This is a genomic window from Streptomyces sp. NPDC048172, from assembly GCF_043202595.1.
Lineage (GTDB): Bacteria > Actinomycetota > Actinomycetes > Streptomycetales > Streptomycetaceae > Streptomyces.
Genome location: NZ_JBIDAT010000007.1, coordinates 231,297 through 251,544, shown reverse-complemented (window position 1 = coordinate 251,544; position 20,248 = coordinate 231,297). Strand labels below are relative to the sequence as shown.

Sequence of the window (20,248 nt, the reverse complement as noted above, 5' to 3'; positions counted from 1 at the left end):
GGAAGGCCAGAGGGGAGGGACGAGTGCGATGTCGACGAGAGTCCTCGACGAGGACGCCACGGAGGCCGCACTCCTGCCGGAACACCCGACGGCCCGCCCGGACGCCCTGGAGTGCCCGTCCTGCGGTTCATCGAATGTCGCCCAAGTGCTCGGTGACAATGGAGGAGTTTCCTACGTGTGCACGGCTTGTGGCCACATCTGGAGCTGAGTGAGCGATGGGCGCACACAGCAGAAAGTGCGACTGGTGCGGCAGCGGCACACCGATCGTGCGCGACATGGAGCCGGTCAATCCCTCGTACCAGTACTGGTGCGAGGACTGCGCACGGGCGCTGATCATAAAGGGCGATCCCATCGAGACGTACCGGGAGCTCGACGGAGAGCCGATCTACGGCCGCCTCCTGGACGCCCACTGCACGCTCAAGCGCTTCTATTCGTTCGCCACAGCCTGACCGCACCCCTCCTGGCCAGGCACTCTGACGCGGCTTCAGCCCGCCGCTCCTGGGGCCCTGTTCGTCCGGTTTCGTGCGGTGCGGGCCGCGGAGTGTCCGTACGGAGCGCCCGTACGGAGAGCACGGCCGCCACGGTCAGAAATACGGCGCCCGCGAGCGGATAGATGGCCGAAAGAAGCATCTGACCGCCGTTCTGGTGGAGTTCGGGCGATACGGACAAGGGGGCCGCGGGAGCCTGGGGCACCAGCCAGGGGGCGTACGACAGGAACACCAGCCCCGTGACCGCCGTACCGGCCCACCAGCGCGCGCTGGACCGCCGGTGCGCCTCGGCCCCGAGCAGTACCACCATCGGCACGCACCACACCCAGTGGTGCGACCAGGAGACGGGGCTGACCAGCAGCGCCGTGACCGCGCACGCCATGGCGGCCCAGGCGGGCGCGTGAGGGAGCCGCCGCGGCCCGGCCAGCGCGGCCGCGACGGCCACCGCCAGGCCGAGGACGACGACGAGCGCGGCGAGGACGGCCCAGAGCCCGCCCGGTTCCGGCGTGTGCAGCAGACGGGCCACCACACCGCTCAGGGACTGATTGGCGGAGTTCTCCGTGCGGCCCACCCGTCCGGACTCGAAAAGCGTCTCCGTCCAGAAATGGAGCGAGTCCCGGGGCAGCACCAGCGCGGCGAGCAGAACGGTGGCCAGAAAGGCCGCCGTGGCGACGGCTGCCTGTCGCAGCCACGGGTTCCACAGGTCCGCGGCCCTGACGGCCCTGACGGTTGTGGCGCCCCTGCCTGTGTGCCGTACGTGCTGTACGTGCCGTACGTGTCGCCAGCTCCGTACGGAGCCGCATATGGCGAGGAGGACCACGAAGAGCGCGGGTGTGAGCTTGATGCCCGCGGCGATCCCGATGCCCACCCCGGCCCAGCGGTGGTCGCGGCTGCGTGACAGGTCCCACAGGACGAGCACGGCGAGGAGCAGATTGATCTGGCCGTACCGCAGGGTCGTCCACACCGGCTCGCACCAGACGGCGAAGGAGGCCAGGAACAGGGCGGCCGCGGGGCGGGGGACGCGGAGGGGGCGTCCTGCCAGCCGTAGTGACAGATGGATCAGAGCCACCAGGAGCACGAGGTTCGCAAGGGTGGCCAGGGCGCGCATGTCGGGGACGCCGACCATGGTCAGCGGAAGGAAGAGCAGCGCCGCGAACGGCGGGTACGTCATCGGGAGGTCCGAGTCGGTGGCCCGCATCGCGTACAGGTCGTCCCCGTTGCGCACGGTCCAGCCCTCGGCCCGGTAGACCATGAGGTCGATCATCGAGACGCCGGAGGCGCGCTGGGCCAGCCAGAAGGCCGCGAAGGAGAGCGCGCAGGCCACGAGGGCGATGGTGTACGGCCACGTGAGCAGCTTCGCCCGGACCGCCCGGGCCACCCGGACCGTCGGTGTCCACTTGCCTTCGGCGCTCTGAGTGAGGGTGTGCACGGCCGGACACTATACACGCGGTGTATACGCGAGATGTATAGCGAATGATGAAGAGGGGGCGAGAGGGCGAGGGAAAAGGGATTTGGCGTCCCATGGGTGGAGGCGTGTAAGGTTGGCGAAGCCGCCGCGGGGAAGCCCCCGGCGGGCCAGATCCCGGGGCTATAGCTCAGTTGGTAGAGCGCTTGCATGGCATGCAAGAGGTCAGGAGTTCGATTCTCCTTAGCTCCACGAGTACGAGGGCGAGCTGTGTCTGCGGGGAACGCAGACCGGGTCGCCCTCGTCGTTTTTGCGCGGCTTCGCCGCGCGGTGCGGGGGCTTCGCCACCCGCACCCCCTGGGTGGGGTGCCCTCTGTCGATCTGGTGGGGTGCCCCCTGTTGTTCTGAGTGGGCTGGCCTCTTTTGGTCTGGATGGGTCGCCCTCTGTCGTTCTGTGGACGGCGTGAGGCCCCTCCTGTGCCTTGCGGTACCCTGACCGCATGCGTGCTGTACGCCTTCTGCTTAGCGAGCCGCGCTGATCAATCCCGACCCCCCGTCACCGGGGTCGGAATCGGCGCGGCTTCCCCTCCTGTGCGAGGGGTTTTTTCGTTTCGAGTGCTACGCCTGAGCGCTGGCGACCGCTGGGCAGAGACGACCGATGGAGCTTTGAGGACGATGAGCGAGAAGACCACCGCCGCCGAGACCGCGGCCCCCCATCGCTATACGGCGGCCCTGGCCGCCGACATCGAGGCACGCTGGCAGGACTTCTGGGAGAAGCACGGCACCTACGAGGCGCCGAACCCCGGCGAGGGGGAGCTGGGCGGCGACCCCGAGCAGGCGGCGAAGCCCAAGAAGTTCGTGATGGACATGTTCCCGTACCCGTCCGGGGCCGGGCTGCACGTGGGCCACCCGCTGGGGTACATCGCGACGGACGCCTTCGCCCGCTTCCACCGGATGACGGGGCACAACGTCTTGCACACCCTGGGCTTCGACGCGTTCGGCCTGCCCGCCGAGCAGTACGCCGTCCAGACGGGCACCCACCCGCGTGCCTCTACAGAGGCCAACATGATCCAGATGAAGGCGCAGCTGCGCCGCCTGGGCCTGGGTCACGACCAGCGCAGGTCCTTCGCGACCATCGACCCGGAGTACTACCGGTGGACGCAGTGGATCTTCCTGCAGATCTTCAACTCCTGGTACGACACGGAGGCCGACAGGGCCCGTCCGATCGACGAGCTGGTCAAGCAGTTCGAGTCGGGGGAGCGCGAGACGCCGAACGGCACGGCCCCCTGGAGCGAGCTGGACGAGCGCGGGAAGGCCGACCTGCTGGGTGAGTACCGCCTGGCCTACGCCTCGGACGCGCCGGTCAACTGGAGCCCGGGCCTGGGCACCGTGCTGGCCAACGAGGAGGTCACCGCCGACGGCCGTTCGGAGCGCGGGAACTTCCCGGTCTTCAAGGCCAAGCTGCGCCAGTGGAACATGCGCATCACGGCCTACGCCGACCGCCTGCTGACCGACCTGGACGCGCTGGACTGGCCCGAGGCCATCAAGCTGCAGCAGCGCAACTGGATCGGGAGGAGCGAGGGCGCCCGCGTCCGCTTCCCCCTGGGGGACGAGGCGGTCGAGGTCTTCACCACCCGCCAGGACACCCTGTTCGGCGCCACCTACATGGTGCTGGCCCCCGAGCACCCGCTGGTCGACAGCATCCTGCCGGACGCCTGGCCGGAGGGCACGCACGAGGTGTGGACGGGCGGCCACGCGACCCCGGCCGAGGCCGTCTCCGCGTACCGCGCGCAGGCCGCCGCCAAGTCGGACGTCGAGCGCCAGGCGGAGGCCAAGGACAAGACCGGCGTCTTCACCGGTGCGTACGCGCTGAACCCGGTCAGCGAGGAGCGGGTGCCCGTCTTCATCGCCGACTACGTCCTGATGGGGTACGGCACGGGCGCCATCATGGCCGTCCCCGCGCACGACTCCCGTGACTTCGCCTTCGCGCGTGCCTTCGAGCTGCCCATGCGCTGCGTGGTCGAGCCGTCCGACGAGCGCGGTCAGGACCCGTCCACGTGGGACGACGCCTTCGTGTCGTACGAGGCCAGGATCGTCAATTCCAGCGACCACAACGTCTCCCTGGACGGCCTGAACGTGACGGACGCCAAGGAGCGCGTCACCCGGTGGCTGGAGGAGCGCGGGATCGGCGAGGGCACGGTCAACTTCCGGCTGCGCGACTGGCTGTTCAGCCGTCAGCGCTACTGGGGCGAGCCCTTCCCGATCGTCTACGACGAGGACGGCATCGCGCACTCCCTGCCCGAGTCGATGCTGCCCCTGGAGCTGCCGGAGGTCGAGGACTACTCCCCGCGCACCTTCGACCCGGACGACGCCGACACCGAGCCGGAGACCCCGCTGTCCCGGAACGAGGAGTGGGTCCACGTCACCCTGGACCTGGGTGACGGCAGGGGCCCGCGGCGCTTCCGCCGGGAGACCAACACCATGCCCAACTGGGCGGGTTCGTGCTGGTACGAGCTGCGTTATCTGGACCCGCACAACAGCGAGCGGCTGGTCGACCCGGAGGTCGAGCGGTACTGGATGGGGCCGCGCGAGGGCCAGCCCACCGGCGGCGTGGACCTGTACGTCGGCGGTGCCGAGCACGCCGTGCTGCACCTGCTGTACGCCCGTTTCTGGTCCAAGGTGCTGTTCGACCTGGGCCACATCTCGTCGGCCGAGCCGTTCCACAAGCTGTACAACCAGGGCATGATCCAGGCGTACGTCTACCGTGACGCCCGGGGCATCGCCGTACCGGCCGCCGAGGTCGAGGAGCGCGACGGCGCCTACTTCTACCAGGGCGAGCAGGTCAGCCGTCTGCTGGGCAAGATGGGCAAGTCCCTGAAGAACGCGGTCACTCCGGACGAGATCGCCGCCGAGTACGGCGCGGACACCCTGCGGCTGTACGAGATGGCCATGGGCCCGCTGGACGTCTCGCGCCCCTGGGACACGCGCGCCGTGGTCGGCCAGTACCGGCTGCTGCAGCGCCTGTGGCGGAACGTGATCGACGAGGCGAGCGGCGAGGTCACCGTCGTCGACGCGGAGCCCGACGAGGACACGCTGCGCGCGCTGCACAAGGCGATCGACGGCGTTCAGCAGGACATGGAGGCGATGCGCTTCAACACGGCCATCGCCAAGATCACCGAGCTGAACAATCATGTGACCAAGGTGCGCGAGGTGCCGCGTTCGGTGGCCGAGCGCATGGTGCTGCTGATCGCGCCGCTGGCCCCGCACATCGCCGAGGAGCTGTGGCGCAGGCTGGGCCACGACAGTTCGGTGGTCTACGCGGACTTCCCGGCCGCCGACCCGGCCTACGTGGTCGACGAGACCGTGACCTGCGTCGTCCAGATCAAGGGCAAGGTCAAGGCCCGCCTGGAGGTCTCCCCGTCGATCTCGGACGCCGACCTGGAGGCCCAGGCGCTGGCCGAGCCGGCGGTCGTCGCGGCGCTGGGCGGCGCGGGGATCCGCAAGGTCATCGTGCGCGCGCCCAAGCTGGTGAACGTCGTACCGGCCTGACGCTCGACATCAGGCGCCGGTACCTGGTGCCTGACGCTTTCGGCGTCCCTTACGGGGCGATTGCGGGGGCGGTCGGGGTTCCGAGGAACCCTGTGCCGCCCCCGCCCGTTTACGCTGGACGGGAACGACGGCATCGACGGAATCGACGTACAGCGGGGCCGTCGACCGGCGCGGACGGACAAGGAGCGGCCGTGGAATTCGTCATCGGCCTGGTGGCCGTGCTCTTCGTGCTCTTCGTCGTGCTCGGAGCGGTCGTCACGGTACGGGCCGTCCGCGCGGTGAAGCGCGGCGTGGAGCGCACGGGCACCCAGGTCAGGAACACGGTCGAGGAGACCAGTCTCAAGGCCCGCAGCATGCAGCCAGGACCCGTCGGCGAGGTCGCCCGGGTCCGGCTCGAACTGCGCTCGTCCATCGACAGCACCCGCCGCGCCCTGGAGACCGCCGCCTCCGACGACCCCTCGCTCCAGGAGGCGGTCGGCCTGCTGGACAGGCTCCACGACCACGCGCGCCAGCTCGACGGCGAGCTGCGTGTCCTGATGGAGCGCGAGCCGGACCGCGCCCGCGTCGCCGAGCGGCTGCCGGACGCCCGGGAGCGGATGACGGCGATCAAGGAGTCGGCGGACTCGCTCCGGTTCGCCGCGCAGGACCGCGCCCGCCGTTCCTCCCCGGAGGAGCTGGCCTCGCTGCGCGAGCAGATCGAGATCGAGTCGGGAGCGCTACGCCACTGGGAGCCTGCCGAGCCGCCCGCCAAGGGTGAGGGGGAGCGGGCCGTGGGCGAGGGCGTCGAGCCGTTGCAGCTGCCGGACGAGCCGAAGCGCCCGCTGCCCGGCTTCGAGAAGCGTCACCCCCGGAGCGCCCCCTGAGCCGCAAGTCCACGGATACGCTCACGCCCATGTCCCGTCCTGTGTCCCGCCATGTCGCGATCGTCACCGATTCCACGGCGTATCTCCCGCTCGCGGAGCGGGAGCGGCACCGTATCGACGCCGTTCCGCTGACCGTGGTGATGGGCGACGAGGCGCTGGAGGAGGGCACCGAGATCTCGGCGCGGTCCCTGGCGGCGGCCCTGCGGGAGCGGCGCCCGGTGACCACGTCGCGGCCCAGCCCGGAGACCTTCGCGCGGGCGTATCGCGCGGCGGCGGAGGGCGGCGCGGACGGGATCGTCTCGCTGCACCTGTCGGCCGAGTTCTCGGGGACGTACGACGCGGCGGTGCTGGCCGCGCGTGAGGCGCCCGTGCCGGTGCGGGTCGTGGACACGGGCGTGGTCGCGATGGCGCTCGGCTTCTGCGCCCTCGCCGCGGCGGAGGCGGCGGAGGCGGGCGGCTCGCTGGAGGACGCCGTGGCGGCGGCCGAGAAGCGCGCCGAGGGCACCTCGGCCTACTTCTACGTGGACACGCTCGACTATCTGCGCCGGGGCGGCAGGATCGGCGCGGCCCAGGCACTCCTCGGCTCCGCGCTCGCGGTCAAGCCGCTGCTCGAACTGGACGAGGGCCGCATCGGGCTGATGGAGAAGGTGCGCACGGCCTCGAAGGCCATCGCGCGGCTCGAGGAGATCGTGGTCGAGCACGCGGGGGACGCCACCGTGGACATCGCCGTGCACCATCTCGCCGCTCCCGAGCGGGCGGAGCAGCTCGCTGAGCGGCTCCGGGAAAGGGTGCCGGACCTGCGCGAACTGCATGTGAGCGAGGTCGGCGCGGTGATCGGGGCGCACACGGGGCCGGGACTGCTGGGGGCTGTGGTCTCGCGGCGGTAGGGGCGCTGAATCACTCGCACGGGTGATGGAGTTATCCACAACTGCGGGGTTTTCCCCGGGAATTGAGCAACATCACTGAGGGGTGCGGGGCGTCCGTAGCGTCTGTCGCATGAGTACGCGATCACATCACCGTGCACAGTCCGATGCCCCTGACATGGCCACGGAGCCCGTTCCCCGGACGCCCTCGCGACCGAGGCGGAGCCCGCCCTCGCGCCCTCCGGGCGGACCGCGCGCCCATCCCGGTCCGGGGCGGCTGGGCGCCCGGCACCGCCGCCTGTCCCGGCGCGATCGGGCAGAGGCCCCGCCCGGAGGCCCCGGGGAGAGGGCCGCTTCCCTCCTCGCCGGGCCGCCTTCGCTCGGTCCGCCTCCGCCCGAGGTCATGCCGCGCGCGGAGGCCATCGCAGCAGCCCGGGAGGCGGTCCGGCAGAGCAGGCTGCGCCGGGAGGGCGAGCGGGAGGGAGAGCAGGGCTGGGCGAGGGAGCCTGAGCGGAGGCCCGAGCCCGAGGAGGCGCCTGAGGCCGAGTCCGGCGCCGGGCTCCCCGCCCGCGAGCGCGCCCGGCTGGCCATGCGGGAACGGCTCCCGGTGTGGCTCCAGTTGAGATGCGGGATGGAGCTCAGGACGCTGGTGGCGCTGGGGCTCGTGCTCCTGATCGCCGTCGGCTTCGCGGTGCACCACTTCTGGGTGGGACGTCCGCAGAGCGTCGCGGCGCCTGAACGGTCCCGGCAGGCGCCCGTGGCCCCGGCCGCCGGAGAGGACCCGCCGGACCTGGCCGCCAAGGCCGGGGCCGGGGCCGCCCCCGGGCGCCGTCTGGTGATCGACGTGGCGGGGAAGGTGCGCGAGCCCGGGGTGCACAGGCTGCCGTCGGGTTCCCGGGTCGCCGATGCCCTCCACGCGGCGGGCGGTCTGCGCAAGGGAGCGGACACCGGCACGCTGAACCGCGCCCGGCTCCTCGTCGACGGCGAGCAGATCGTGGTCGCGGGACGCGGCAAGGGCGGCGCCGCGGCGGTGCCTGCCCCGAGCCCCGGAGCTCCTCCCACGGCACCCGGCGGCACCGGGAGCGCGGACGCGAGCGGCGCGGCGTCCGGCACCCCGGTGAGTCTGAACTCCGCGACGCCCGAGCAGTTGGAGACCCTGCCCGGCGTCGGCCCGGTGCTGGCCCAGCACATCATCGAGTTCCGCACGGAGCACGGCGGATTCACCTCCATCGACCAGCTCCGCGAGGTCAACGGGATCGGCGAGAAGCGCTTCGCCGACATGAAGCCCCAGGTGACCCCGTGACTCCGGCGAGCCCCGCGTCTCCGGGGCCGCCGAGGAGGGGCCGGGCGACCGTGCACGCGGCGGCACCGCACCCGCTGGGGGCCGCCGACCCCCGGCAGAGCGGCCCCAGGGACCTGCGCCTCGTCCCGCCCGCGCTCGCCGCGTGGGGCGCGGCGGCCGTCGCGCTCAGCGTCTCCGGCACCGTGACGGCCGTAGGAGCGGCCCTGTGCTGTGCGACGGCGGTGCCGCTGCTCGTCGTGGCCGCACGGGGCGCCGGGGGACAGGGCGGACGGCACGGAGCGGTGCTGGTGGGCGCGGCGGTGACGCTGCTGTGCGCCGCCGCCGGTGGCGCAGCGGCGGGGTTGCACGCGGCGGATCTGCGCAGAGGGCCGCTGCCGCGGCAGGCGGAGCGATTCGGGCAGGCCACCGCCGAGGTCGAGGTCACCGGCGATCCCCGGCTCTCCCGTCCCCGGGTGCGCGGGGCCCAGCAGGCCGAGCGCCTTGTCGTGATCCCCGCCGAAGCGGTCCGTACGGAGACGGGGGACGGGGTGCGGACGGTGCAGCGCACACCGGTGCTGCTCCTCGTCACGGGCACCGCGCACGCCCAAGGAGGCACGGACGCGGCCAAGGGGCGGGGCGCGTGGATGCGGCTCCTCCCGTCCACCCGGATCAGGGTCGAGGCCCGCCTGGCGCCGCCCGCGCGGGACGGTCCGGGCGGACAGGACATCGCGGCCGTGCTCCGCGTCCGGGGCGAGGGGGCGCCGCACGTCCTCGCCGGGCCCAGCGCGGCGCAGGCGCTCGCCGGAGAGCTGCGGGCCGGGCTGCGCACCGCGAGCGGAGGACTCGGTGCCGACGCGCGGGGACTGCTGCCGGGGCTCGTCGTCGGGGACACCTCGCGGATGCCGACGGAGCTGGGCGAGGCGTTCCGGGCCACGGACATGACGCATCTGCTCGCGGTCAGCGGCGCCAACCTCACGATCCTGCTGGTTCTGGTCATCGGTCCGCCGGGGCTCGCGCACCGGGTCGAGCGGCGCGGGCTGGCGCCCCGGCTGGGGATCCCGCTGCGGAGCACGGCCGTGCTGGGCGTGCTGCTCACGCTGGCCTTCGTGGTCGTGTGCCGTCCGGAGCCCAGTGTGCTGCGCGCGGCGGCCTGCGGGCTGATCACCGTTCTCGCGCTCGCCACGGGAAGACGGCGGTCGCTGCTGCCCGCACTCGCCGGGGCCGTGCTCGCGCTGGTGCTCTACGATCCGTGGCTCGCGCGGGACTTCGGGTTCCTGCTGTCGGTGCTGGCCACCGGTTCGCTGCTGACGGTGGCGCCGCGGTGGAGCGCGGCGCTGCGTCGCAGGGGAGTTCCGGGACGGCTGGCGGAGGCGTTGGCGGCGGCTGCCGCGGCGCAGACGGCGTGCGCTCCGGTGGTGGCGGTGCTGGCGGCGCACGTCAGCCTCGTGGCCGTCCCCTGCAATCTGCTGGCCGAGTTCGCGGTGGCGCCCGCGACGGTGCTGGGGTTCGCGGCGCTGGGTGCCGCGCCGTTCGCGATGCCGCTCGCCAAGGTGCTGGCCTGGCTGGCGAGCTGGCCGGTGGAGGCGATCGCCGCCCTCGCGCGTACCGGCGCGCGGCTGCCCGGCGCGGAGATCGACTGGCCGGGCTCCTGGGCGGGGGCGGGACTGCTGGCGCTGCTCACCGTCGTGCTGCTGGGGGTGGCGGCACGGCTGAGGCTGCCGCACCGGCCATGGCTGTGCGCCGCGTGCGCCCTGCTGCTGGTGCTGGCCGTGGCCCGCCCCGCGCCCCTCGTCCGGCCGCTCACGGGGTGGCCGCCGCCGGGCTGGCGCCTGGTGGTGTGCGATGTCGGGCAGGGCGACGCCCTCGCGCTGGCGGTGGACGGGAAGGAGGGCGGGGGAGGCGGTGCCGTGGTGGTCGACGCGGGGCCCGATCCGGCCGCCGCGGACCGCTGTCTGCGCGAACTGGGCGTCAGGGAGATCCCGTTGCTCGTCCTGACGCACTTCCACGCGGATCATGTTGCCGGACTGTCCGGTGTGCTGCGGGGCCGGGCGGTCGGGGCGATCCAGACGACCACGCTCGAAGAGCCCGCCGGGCAGGCCGGGTTCGTGCGGGAGACGGCGCGGCGCGCGCGGGTTCCCGTGGTCACCGCGGCGGCGGGGGAGCGGCGCCGGGCGGGAGACCTGCGGTGGGAGGTGCTGTGGCCGCCGCGGCCCCAGGGCATGCCCGGGGCCGCCGGTGAGGCGGGTGAGGGGGCGAACGACGCCAGCGTCACGCTCCTCGTGCGGACGGCGGGGATCACGCTGCTGCTGGCCGGTGATCTCGAACCGGCCGCGCAGCAGCGGCTGCTGGCCGCATGGCCGGGGATGCCGTCCGTCGATGTGCTCAAGGTGGCGCACCACGGTTCGCGGTACCAGGACCCGGCGCTGCTCGACAGGCTGCGGCCCCGGGTGGCGCTCGTATCGGCGGGCGCGGACAACCCGTACGGGCATCCGGCGCCGCAGACGTTGCGGGCGCTGTGGGGAGCGGGCGCGGCGGTCGCGCGGACGGATGAGAACGGGGCGCTGGCGCTGGTCCGGCGGGACGACGGTTCCCCGGCGGTCGTCACGGAGCGGGGCAGTTCGCGCATCGGCCCGGGTGGCGGCCCGGGTGGGGGTCCGTGGGCGAGAGGGCCCTGACGGTCGTGGCCCGCCGGGCCCCGTCGTCGGTTCGGGGCCTCACGGGGTTCGTTGGCAGACGCGTTGGTTCTCCAGAGGTGCGCAAGGGAGGTGTCCGTGTTTCTCCATGAGGTTGCGGCCCGTGTCGCCGTTCATGTAGTCGAGAAACTTCGAGGTGAGGGAGCTGGCGGGCGGCGATCCGTAGGTGTAGGCGTGCTCCGGCTCCCAGAAGGGGTACGCGCCCTTGCGGACCGCGTCCGGGGAAGGCTGGTGCCCGTCGAGTCCGGCGAGGCGGATGCCGTCGGCGCGGGAGGCCGAGCGCAGTTCGGCGTAGCCGATGGCGCCCGGGATCTGGCGGACGGTGCGCAGCACCTGGGCGGTGCTGTCCAGTTCGCAGCGGATGACGCGGGCCTCAGGCGAGTCCTTCCCGCGGCAGTCGCGCGAGGAGTAGGCGGGCTCAAGCCGTTCCAGCACGCGGCTCTGGAAGACCCCGCGGGTGCCGGAGCCCGCGTTCCTGCTGACCAGGCGGACGGGGAGGGGCGGGCCGCCGAGCTGCTTCCAGTTGGTGATCCTGCCCTCGTAGAGGCGGCGGACGTCGGCGCGGCTGAGGCTCAGCGGGCGAGGGCTGACCCGTTCGTTGACGACGAGAGTGAAGACGGAAAGCGCGGCCCTGTGCTCCTTGAGCTTCGGGTAGCCGTCCGGCTTGGGGCCGTCGGAGAGCGCGAGGCGCGCGGGGAAGCCGTCCTTCGCGTCCTCGCCCGCCTGCTGGAGCTCGCGGATCCCGGCGCCGCTGCCCTGCGCGTCCACGGTGATCCGGGCGCCGGGGCACTCCTTCTCGTAGGCGTCGGAGAGGTCCTTCATGACGGGGGCGAAGGCGGTGGAGCCCAGGACCGTCAGCGCGCCCTGGGCGCAGCCGCGTGGCGGGGGAGGGGAGTCGCCCCAGATGCGGATGCCGATGGGTTCGAAGACGAGGAGGAGCACGAGGCCCAGGACGAGACCGAGGACGCGGTTGCTGGGCCGGGGGTTCTTCTGGTTCTCCCGGACCTTCCCCTCCTTGATGCGCCCGCTCACCTCGGGCTTGCGGCGGACGCCGGGCCCTGTGAGGAGGACGAGCAGCTTGAAGTGCTCGCCGCGGTTGAGGGGGACCTTGGGGATGGCGATCTGGTTGCCGGTGTAGCGCAGGCCGGGGCCTTCGGGCTCGTCGCTGTCGGGCGGGGGACCGTCGCCGTTCCGGGGCGGGTTGAGGTGGTTGACGAGGTCGTGGGGGCTGGGCTCGGTGACGGCGACGTCGCGGACGGTGCGGTCGGGGAAGGTGGCCGTGAGGCCCGCGTGTTCGCCCTCGGGGGTGGTGAAGTAGTCCCCGTTGTCGACGGTGCGGAGGCCGTCGTTCTCGATCCGCAGCAGGACCAGCGAGGCACCGGTCATGTCGGACGTGGCGTCCAGGAGACTGAGGCGCTGGGCGCCGCGCCCGTTGGAGGAGTCGTTGTCGATGAGCGTGTCCATCTGGACGCGGTAGCCGATCCGCTTCTGGCCCGGCATGAGCCGCTCGTACCAGAGCACCCCGAAGGTGGCGAGCACGCCGAGCGCCGCCAGCACGTTCTCGGGGCTGAGCCAGTCCATGGTGGGCCTCGCACGAATGACCGGTCCGGGGGATGTCAAGGTACGAGCCGGTCAGGGACGGCGGGCCGGAAATCCCGTGCTGTCGGCGGATGTTCGCCGCCAGGTCGCCCGGGCGTCGACGGGGCGTGCCCGGCGCGTGACCGGAGCGCGTCCGGGGCGTGTCAGTCCTGCTTGGGCCGATCCTGCTCGGGCCGGTCCCGTTCTGGTCAGTCCCGTTCGAGCCAGCCGTCGTGCGTGGCGGCGAGGGCGTCGAGCTTCCCGGGGTCGTACGTGCCGTGGGGGTCCTCCAGGACGACGAGCCACTGCGCGTCCTCCGCGTCGTCCTCGCCGGCCAGCGCCTCCCGTACGAGCTGCGGCTCCTCCGTCAGCCCGAGAAGGTCCTCCAGCTCCTCCGCCACCTCTTCCGCCGCGTCCCGGTCGGGCAGCACCAGCACATGTCGTACGTCGCTCACCCGGGCATTCTCGCAGGGCCGCGCCGGGCCGGAGGGGCGGCTCTGGCCCTGCCCGTTCCGGGCGGGGCTGTCGGTGGGGCGTGGGATGCTTGACCGCGATGGCTGCGCGAAAGAAGACGACAGAGGACCCGCTCGCTCCCGTGACCCTGGCTGTGGGGCAGGAGGAGCTGCTGATCGACCGTGCCGTGCAGCAGGTCGTCGCCGCGGCCCGTGCCGCCGACGCGGACACGGATGTGCGGGACCTCGCGTCCGGCGAGCTCCAGCCCGGCACCCTGGCCGAGCTGACCAGTCCCTCGCTCTTCTCGGAGCGGAAGGTCGTCGTCGTGCGCGCCGCACAGGACCTGTCGGCGGACACGGTCAAGGACGTGAAGGCGTATCTCGGGGCCCCGGCCGAGGAGATCACCCTGGTCCTGGTGCACGCGGGAGGGGCCAAGGGCAAGGCTCTCCTGGACGCCGCCCGCAAGGCGGGGGCACGCGAGGTCGAGTGCCCGAAGATGACCAAGCCGGCGGACAGGCTGGCGTTCGTGCGGGGCGAGTTCCGGACGCTGGGCCGGTCGGCGACGCCGGAGGCGTGCCAGGCGCTGGTCGACTCGATCGGCAGCGATCTGCGCGAGCTGGCCTCCGCCTGTGCGCAGCTCACGGCCGATGTCGAGGGCACGATCGACGACGCGGTCGTCGGGCGGTACTACACGGGAAGGGCCGAGGCCTCCAGCTTCACCGTGGCCGACCGTGCGGTGGAGGGCCGTGCCGCCGAGGCGCTGGAGACGCTGCGCTGGGCTCTCGCGACGGGGGTCGCGCCGGTGCTGATCACCAGCGCCCTCGCGCAGGGGGTCCGCTCCATCGGCAAGCTCGCCTCGGCCCCGCGTGGGGCCCGCCCCGGCGACCTCGCGCGGGAGCTGGGCATGCCGCCCTGGAAGATCGACCGGGTCCGGCAGCAGATGCGGGGCTGGTCGGCGGACGGGGTGGCGACGGCGCTGCGCGCCGTGGCCGAGGCCGACGCCGCGGTGAAGGGCGCCGCGAGCGACCCCGAGTACGCGCTGGAGCGGGCGGTCGTCACCATTGCGGGCGCGGCCCGCTCACGCTGAGCCGGGGCGCTGCGGCGCCGGTCGTGCCGGTGGCGCCGGTCATGCCGGGGGCACGGGCGGCCCGTGGCGCGTGCCGCCGGGCGGGGTCACTTCTTGAGGGCTTCCAGCGTCGCCTTCATGTCGGAGGTCATCATCTTCCGCAGCTCCGTCTCGGAGAGCGACTCTCCGTCATTGGGACCCGTCCCGTAGTTGCTCCACTCCAGGGTGCCCTCGAACCAGCCGTCCCGTACGGCGAGGCGGGCCCAGCGCACGGTGTCGCCGCCCTGCGACTTGTCCAGGATCAGGAACGCCTCCTCGCCGATCCCGCCGATCTGCCGGACCCGGTAGGTCGAGGTGTCGTCGCTGCGCTCCGTGTACGCTTTCATGCGGGGTGCGAACTCCGGCTCGGGGTCGGACTTCTTGTGCCAGTCGCCGGTGAAGCTCACATAGGTGCGCGCGTAGTCGGAGCCCGAGGACTTCATCGTGACGCTGCAGTACGCCGAGGAGAGCGCCGGGTCCTTCGAGCCGTACGAGGTGGGGTCGCCGCTCTCCTCCGAGTAGCGCGCGGCGAGGGCCGAGCGGTCGAAGGGCTCGCACATGTCGGAGGGAACGGTGTATCCGGCGAGGTCGGCCTTGCCGCCCCCGGTGTCGCCACCCTTCTCGAAGCCGCCGGTCGCCAGCAGGGACCCGGCCCACACCGCCGAGGCGAGCAGCGCGCCGCCGAGTGCCCAGAGCCAGCCCGGCGTCCTGCGGGGCGACCGGACCGCCGTCAGCGGCACCGTCCCGGGCGTGCCCTGTCCGTACGCGGCCTGAGCCTGGGCGCCGGTGACCGGGTCGTAGGGGCCCGGTGGCGCTCCGTGCGGCCCGCCCGGCGCGGGCACACGCTGGCCCAGCGGCTGCGTATAGGGGTTCCCCGGGTCCGGCTGCGCCTGCTGCCCCGTCGTCCCCTGCTGCAGGGGCGGCCCGAGATAGCTCGGCTGCCCCGACGACTCCGGCCCACCGGCCCAGCCCGACTGTCCCGACTGGCCGGGTTGTCCCGACTGGCCAGATTGTCCCGTCCGGCCGGGCTGGCCGGGCTGGCCGGGCTGCCCCGGAAATCCCGAGGCCCCGGTCTGCCCCGGCTGCCCTGGCTGGAGCGGCGGCCCCAGATAGCTCGGCTCGCCCGAGGCCGCTGGCCCCCCGGCCTGACTGCCCGGTCCACCGGCCTGCCCTGGCCCCTCGGCCCACCCCTGCCCCTCAGCGGCCTGGCCCTGTCCCTCGGCCCGCCCCTGCCCCTCAGCGGCCCAGCCCTGTCCCTCAGCCCGGCTCTGTCCATCGGACCGGCTCGGTTGCCCGGATTGCGGATGCTCCCCCGGATGCGACATGCCAGTAAACGTACCCAGGCATGCCCGAGACCCCGCCTCCAGCCCTGGGGAAAGGGCGGAGACGGGGTCTCGGGTCACGCTGTGGACACCGCACCCGCGTGGCGAACGCAGGCCGCGTGCGGCGTCGTGTCGATCACGAGCTCTGGCACAGGGCGGATGAGAGAGGGCCCGCCGTGGAGTGCCGGAGCGGCAAGCGGAAGGTCAGCCGTTGAGCGTGGCGACGTGCTTGGCGAGCGCAGCCTTCTTGTTGGCCGCGTTGTTCTTGTGCAGCACACCCTTGCTGGCGGCCTTGTCGAGCTTCTTCGCCGCGACCTGCTGCGCCTCGGCGGCCTTGGCCGCGTCACCGGCGGCGACGGCCTCGCGGGTGCGACGGATCGCGGTCTTCAGCTCGGACTTGACCGCCTTGTTGCGCTGACGCGCCTTCTCGTTGGTCTTGATCCGCTTGATCTGGGACTTGATGTTCGCCACGAATGAGCCTTTACGGTTCGGGATTCTTCGTCTCAGTGCCAGAAGGCACAGTCGCCCAGGCTACCAGCAGCGCCAGCGCCCTCCCAATCCGCTCCGCGCCCCGCGCTCATGGGACCATGGAGGGGCGACATACAGCTCTATGCAGCACCATGCAGCACCACCGCCCCGACCCGACAGACCAGACCCGACAGGACACTGCGTGCCCGCGACCCCTTCGAACGCGCCGGAGCCGAGCCGTACAGACCCGGCGCTGATCCGTAATTTCTGCATCATCGCGCACATCGACCACGGAAAGTCGACGCTTGCCGACCGGATGCTCCAGCTCACCGGCGTCGTGGACAAGCGGCAGATGCGCGCGCAGTACCTCGACCGGATGGACATCGAGCGTGAGCGCGGCATCACGATCAAGTCCCAGGCGGTGCGGATGCCCTGGGCGCCGACCGAGGACGCGGGGAAGCCGCACATCCTCAACATGATCGACACCCCGGGCCACGTCGACTTCACCTACGAGGTCTCCCGCTCCCTCGCGGCCTGCGAGGGCTGCATCCTGCTGGTCGACGCGGCGCAGGGCATCGAGGCGCAGACCCTCGCCAACCTCTATCTGGCGATGGAGCACGACCTCACGATCATCCCGGTGCTCAACAAGATCGATCTTCCGGCCGCGCAGCCCGAGAAGTTCGCCGCCGAGCTGGCGCACCTCATCGGCTGCGAGCCCGAGGACGTGCTGAAGGTCTCCGCGAAGACGGGCGAGGGCGTCGAGGAGCTGCTCGACGAGGTCGTGCGCCAGGTCACCCCGCCGGTCGGCGTCGCGGACGCCCCGGCGCGCGCGATGATCTTCGACTCGGTCTACGACGCGTACCGGGGCGTGGTCACCTACGTGAAGGTCGTCGACGGCAAGCTCAGCAAGCGCGAGCGCATCCGCATGATGTCGACGGGTGCCACCCACGAGCTGCTGGAGATCGGCACGAACTCGCCGGAGATGACCCCGGCCGACGGCCTGGGCGTGGGCGAGGTCGGCTATCTGATCACAGGCGTGAAGGACGTCCGCCAGTCCAAGGTGGGTGACACGATCACCCAGCTCTCCAAGGGCGCCGAGGAGGCGCTGCCGGGGTACAAGGACCCGAAGCCGATGGTCTTCTCGGGCCTCTATCCGCTCGACGGCTCGGACTACCCGGAACTGCGCGACGCGCTCGACAAGCTGCTGCTGAACGACGCGGCGCTGACGTACGAGCCGGAGACCTCGGCGGCGCTCGGCTTCGGCTTCCGCGTGGGCTTCCTCGGCCTGCTGCACCTGGAGGTCATCCGGGAGCGGCTGGAGCGCGAGTTCGGGCTCGACCTGATCGCGACCGCGCCGAACGTGATCTACCGGGTGGACATGGAGGACGGCAGCGAGCACGTCGTCACCAATCCGAGCGAGTTCCCGACCGGCAAGATCGACAAGGTGCACGAGCCGGTCGTGAAGGCCACGCTCATCGCGCCCAGCGAGTTCATCGGCGCGATCATGGAGCTGTGCCAGGGGCGGCGCGGCAGCCTGCTGGGGATGGACTACCTCTCCGAGGACCGCGTCGAGCTGCGGTACACGCTGCCGCTCGCGGAGATCGTCTTCGACTTCTTCGACGCGCTGAAGTCCAAGACCCGCGGCTACGCCTCGCTGGACTACGAGCCGACGGGCGAGCAGAGCGCCGACCTCGTCAAGGTCGACATCCTGCTCCAGGGCGACAAGGTCGACGCGTTCTCCGCGATCGTCCACAAGGAGAAGGCGTACGCGTACGGCACGCGGATGGCGAACAAGCTGCGGGAGCTGATCCCCCGGCAGCAGTTCGAGGTGCCCATCCAGGCCGCCATCGGGGCCCGCATCATCGCCCGCGAGACCATCCGCGCCATCCGCAAGGACGTCCTCGCCAAGTGCTACGGCGGTGACATCTCCCGTAAGCGGAAGCTGCTGGAGAAGCAGAAGGAAGGCAAGAAGCGGATGAAGGTCGTGGGGCGCGTGGAGGTGCCCCAGGAGGCGTTCATCGCGGCGCTGTCGTCCGACGACAGCGCCGGCGAGGCGAAGGCGAAGAAGTAGGGGAGAAGGAGGCGGGGAAGCAGGCGGCGAAGCAGTCGCCTCGTTCGGCACCCCCTTCACAGACCCGGCCGCAGCCCCTTACGTACGGGGGCTGCGGCCTTTAGTCTGATCACTGCTCACTAGTTACTCGTGAGTCAATTAGTGTGAGCCGACAAGCAGGACGCGAGCAGGACGCGGGACCCGGAGGATGGCGTGAGCGACACACAGTCCCTGATCGAGAACCGGCCGCCCTCCGTGGCGACGCTCTTCCTGGAACGCGTCGAGGCCACCCCCGACGCCGAGTCCTTCCGGTACCCCGTGCCCCCGGCCGCCGGGGAGGGGCCCGACGAGTGGCGCTCGTACTCCTGGAGCCAGGCCGCCGAGCGCGTGTTCGCGATCTCGGCGGGGCTGATGGACCTGGGCGTACGGCCCGAGGAGCGGGTCGGCATCGCCTGCGCCACGCGCGTCGAGTGGATCCTGTGCGACCTCGGCATCCTGTGCGCGGGCGCGGCGACCACGACCGTCTACCCGAGCACCAACGAGGACGAGACCGTCTTCATCCTCTCCGACTCCGAGAGCCGGGTGCTGCTCGCGGAGAACGAGGCGCAGCTCGCCAAGGTGCGCGCGCACCGCGAGGAGCTTCCCGGCCTGGCCCACGTCGTGCTGATCGACGGCGAGGTCCCGGAGGAGGACGCGCGGGACGGCTGGGCGCTCAGCCTCGCCGAGCTGGAGCGGCGCGGCGCGGCGTACCTGGAGAAGAGCCCGGACGCCGTCCGCGACACCTGCCGCGGGCTCCGCGCCGACCAGCTCGCAACCCTCATCTACACCTCGGGCACCACCGGCAAGCCCAAGGGCGTACGGCTGCCGCACGACGCCTGGTCGTTCATGGCCAAGTCGATCCGGCAGACCGAGCTGATCGGGCCGGAGGACGTGCAGTACCTGTGGCTGCCGCTGGCGCACGTCTTCGGCAAGGTGCTGATCTCCGCGCACATCGAGGTCGGCCACGTCATGGCCGTCGACGGCCGGATCGACAAGATCATCGAGAATCTTCCGGTCGTCCAGCCGACCAAGATGTGCGGCGTCCCGCGGATCTTCGAGAAGGTCTACAACGGCGTCGCGCAGAAGGCCCGCGCCGGGGGCAACGCGAAGTACAAGATCTTCCAGTGGGCCGCCGAGGTCGCCCGCGAGTACGCGAAGACCGTCCAGGACAACCAGCGCCGCACCGGCGAGGCCGTGGCGCCGACCGGGCTGAAGATGAAGCACGCCGTCGCCGACCGGCTGGTCTACAGCAAGCTGCGCGAGGCGTTCGGCGGCAGGATGGTCGGCTGCATCTCCGGCTCCGCCGCGCTCGCGCCCGACCTCGGCTACTTCTTCGCCGGCGCGGGCGTCCCCGTGCTGGAGGCGTACGGGCTCACCGAGAGCTCCGCCGCCAGCTTCGCCAACCGTCACGACACGTACCGCACGGGCACGGTCGGCAAGCCGTTCCCCGGCGTCGAGGTGCGCATCGCGGACGACGGCGAGATCCTGCTGCGCGGCGCCAGCATCATGCAGGGCTACCACGGCCTGCCGGAGAAGACCGCCGAGGTCCTGGAGGAGGACGGCTGGTTCCACACCGGCGACATCGGCGAACTGTCCGACGACGGCTACCTCAAGATCACCGACCGCAAGAAGGACCTGATCAAGACCTCCGGCGGCAAGTACATCGCGCCCACCGAGGTCGAGGGGCAGTTCAAGGCGATCTGTCCGTACGTCTCCAACATCCTCGTCCACGGCGCCGACCGGAACTACTGCTCCGCGCTCATCGCCCTCGACGAGGTGTCCCTGATGGGCTGGGCCGAGCAGCAGGAGTCGCTCAAGGGCAAGCCCTACGCGGAGGTCGTGGTCTCGGAGGAGGTGCGGCAGCTCATCGACGGCTACGTCGAGGAGCTGAACGGCGGGCTCCAGCGGTGGCAGACCATCAAGAAGTTCCGCGTCCTGCCGCGCGACCTCGACATCGAGCACGGCGAGCTGACGCCGAGCCTCAAGCTCAAGCGGCCCGTGGTGGAACGGGAGTTCGCCGGTCTGATCGAGGAGATGTACGAGGGGGCGCGCGAGAAGTAGCGGCAGAACCGCTGAGGGGCCCGGAGCCG

15 protein-coding genes and 1 tRNA gene are annotated in these 20,248 nt (G+C 71.9%); 11 read left to right on the top strand and 5 right to left on the bottom strand.

Features of this window, described 5'->3' with window-relative positions; genetic code table 11:
- Window positions 1–28: 28 nt before the first annotated feature.
- Window positions 29–208 carry a hypothetical protein gene (locus tag ACGF3A_RS30610; RefSeq protein ID WP_393733628.1) on the top strand — a complete coding sequence of 60 codons (180 nt, stop codon included), beginning with the start codon at window positions 29–31 and terminating at the stop codon, window positions 206–208.
- 7 nt (window positions 209–215) lie between these two features.
- Window positions 216–449, top strand: a complete 234-nt coding sequence (locus tag ACGF3A_RS30605; protein WP_173869806.1) for a hypothetical protein — start codon at window positions 216–218, stop codon at window positions 447–449.
- Here ACGF3A_RS30605 and ACGF3A_RS30600 read toward each other — a convergent pair.
- Window positions 418–1,866 (bottom strand): glycosyltransferase 87 family protein, encoded by a 1,449-nt coding sequence (locus ACGF3A_RS30600; protein WP_393733848.1) that lies wholly within the window; start codon window positions 1,864–1,866, stop codon window positions 418–420. The two genes, ACGF3A_RS30605 and ACGF3A_RS30600, sit on opposite strands and share 32 nt — an antisense overlap.
- 206 nt (window positions 1,867–2,072) lie before the next feature.
- Here ACGF3A_RS30600 and ACGF3A_RS30595 point away from each other — a divergent pair.
- The 6 genes from ACGF3A_RS30595 to ACGF3A_RS30570 all read left to right on the top strand — a co-directional run bounded on the left by ACGF3A_RS30595 (window position 2,073) and on the right by ACGF3A_RS30570 (window position 11,125).
- Window positions 2,073–2,145, top strand: a tRNA-Ala gene (locus ACGF3A_RS30595).
- 423 nt (window positions 2,146–2,568) lie between these two features.
- Window positions 2,569–5,442: a leucine--tRNA ligase gene (leuS, locus tag ACGF3A_RS30590; RefSeq protein ID WP_393733627.1), complete on the top strand. Its 2,874-nt coding sequence runs from the start codon at window positions 2,569–2,571 to the stop codon at window positions 5,440–5,442.
- Between the two features lie 191 nt (window positions 5,443–5,633).
- Complete coding sequence (locus tag ACGF3A_RS30585; RefSeq protein WP_393733626.1) at window positions 5,634–6,305, top strand: hypothetical protein; 672 nt, start codon at window positions 5,634–5,636, stop codon at window positions 6,303–6,305.
- A gap of 41 nt (window positions 6,306–6,346) precedes the next feature.
- Complete coding sequence (locus ACGF3A_RS30580) at window positions 6,347–7,192, top strand: DegV family protein (RefSeq protein ID WP_393733847.1); 846 nt, start codon at window positions 6,347–6,349, stop codon at window positions 7,190–7,192.
- A gap of 379 nt (window positions 7,193–7,571) precedes the next feature.
- Entirely contained in the window at window positions 7,572–8,471 is a 900-nt protein-coding gene (locus ACGF3A_RS30575) for a helix-hairpin-helix domain-containing protein (RefSeq protein WP_393733625.1), read from the top strand.
- A gap of 50 nt (window positions 8,472–8,521) precedes the next feature.
- Window positions 8,522–11,125: a ComEC/Rec2 family competence protein gene (locus ACGF3A_RS30570; protein WP_393733624.1), complete on the top strand. Its 2,604-nt coding sequence runs from the start codon at window positions 8,522–8,524 to the stop codon at window positions 11,123–11,125.
- A 39-nt stretch (window positions 11,126–11,164) separates the two neighbouring features.
- On the opposite strand, the gene ACGF3A_RS30565 is transcribed toward ACGF3A_RS30570, so the two are convergent.
- Both ACGF3A_RS30565 and ACGF3A_RS30560 read right to left on the bottom strand, forming a co-directional pair.
- Complete coding sequence (locus tag ACGF3A_RS30565) at window positions 11,165–12,724, bottom strand: substrate-binding domain-containing protein (protein WP_393733623.1); 1,560 nt, start codon at window positions 12,722–12,724, stop codon at window positions 11,165–11,167.
- A 206-nt stretch (window positions 12,725–12,930) separates the two neighbouring features.
- Window positions 12,931–13,176: a hypothetical protein gene (locus ACGF3A_RS30560; RefSeq protein WP_393733622.1), complete on the bottom strand. Its 246-nt coding sequence runs from the start codon at window positions 13,174–13,176 to the stop codon at window positions 12,931–12,933.
- A gap of 98 nt (window positions 13,177–13,274) precedes the next feature.
- On the opposite strand from ACGF3A_RS30560, the gene holA reads away from it, so the two are divergent.
- Complete coding sequence (gene holA / locus ACGF3A_RS30555) at window positions 13,275–14,261, top strand: DNA polymerase III subunit delta (RefSeq protein WP_393733621.1); 987 nt, start codon at window positions 13,275–13,277, stop codon at window positions 14,259–14,261.
- Between the two features lie 86 nt (window positions 14,262–14,347).
- Here holA and ACGF3A_RS30550 read toward each other — a convergent pair whose 3' ends face one another.
- Both ACGF3A_RS30550 and rpsT read right to left on the bottom strand, forming a co-directional pair.
- Window positions 14,348–15,121, bottom strand: coding sequence for a hypothetical protein (locus ACGF3A_RS30550; RefSeq protein ID WP_393733620.1), 774 nt, complete (start codon window positions 15,119–15,121; stop codon window positions 14,348–14,350).
- 684 nt (window positions 15,122–15,805) lie between these two features.
- Window positions 15,806–16,072, bottom strand: coding sequence for a 30S ribosomal protein S20 (rpsT, locus tag ACGF3A_RS30545; RefSeq protein WP_393733619.1), 267 nt, complete (start codon window positions 16,070–16,072; stop codon window positions 15,806–15,808).
- A gap of 199 nt (window positions 16,073–16,271) precedes the next feature.
- Here rpsT and lepA point away from each other — a divergent pair, with 199 nt between their 5' ends.
- Window positions 16,272–18,140 carry a translation elongation factor 4 gene (gene lepA / locus ACGF3A_RS30540; RefSeq protein ID WP_393733618.1) on the top strand — a complete coding sequence of 623 codons (1,869 nt, stop codon included), beginning with the start codon at window positions 16,272–16,274 and terminating at the stop codon, window positions 18,138–18,140.
- 192 nt (window positions 18,141–18,332) lie between these two features.
- Window positions 18,333–20,219, top strand: coding sequence for an AMP-dependent synthetase/ligase (locus tag ACGF3A_RS30535; protein WP_393733617.1), 1,887 nt, complete (start codon window positions 18,333–18,335; stop codon window positions 20,217–20,219).
- Window positions 20,220–20,248 lie beyond the last annotated feature (29 nt).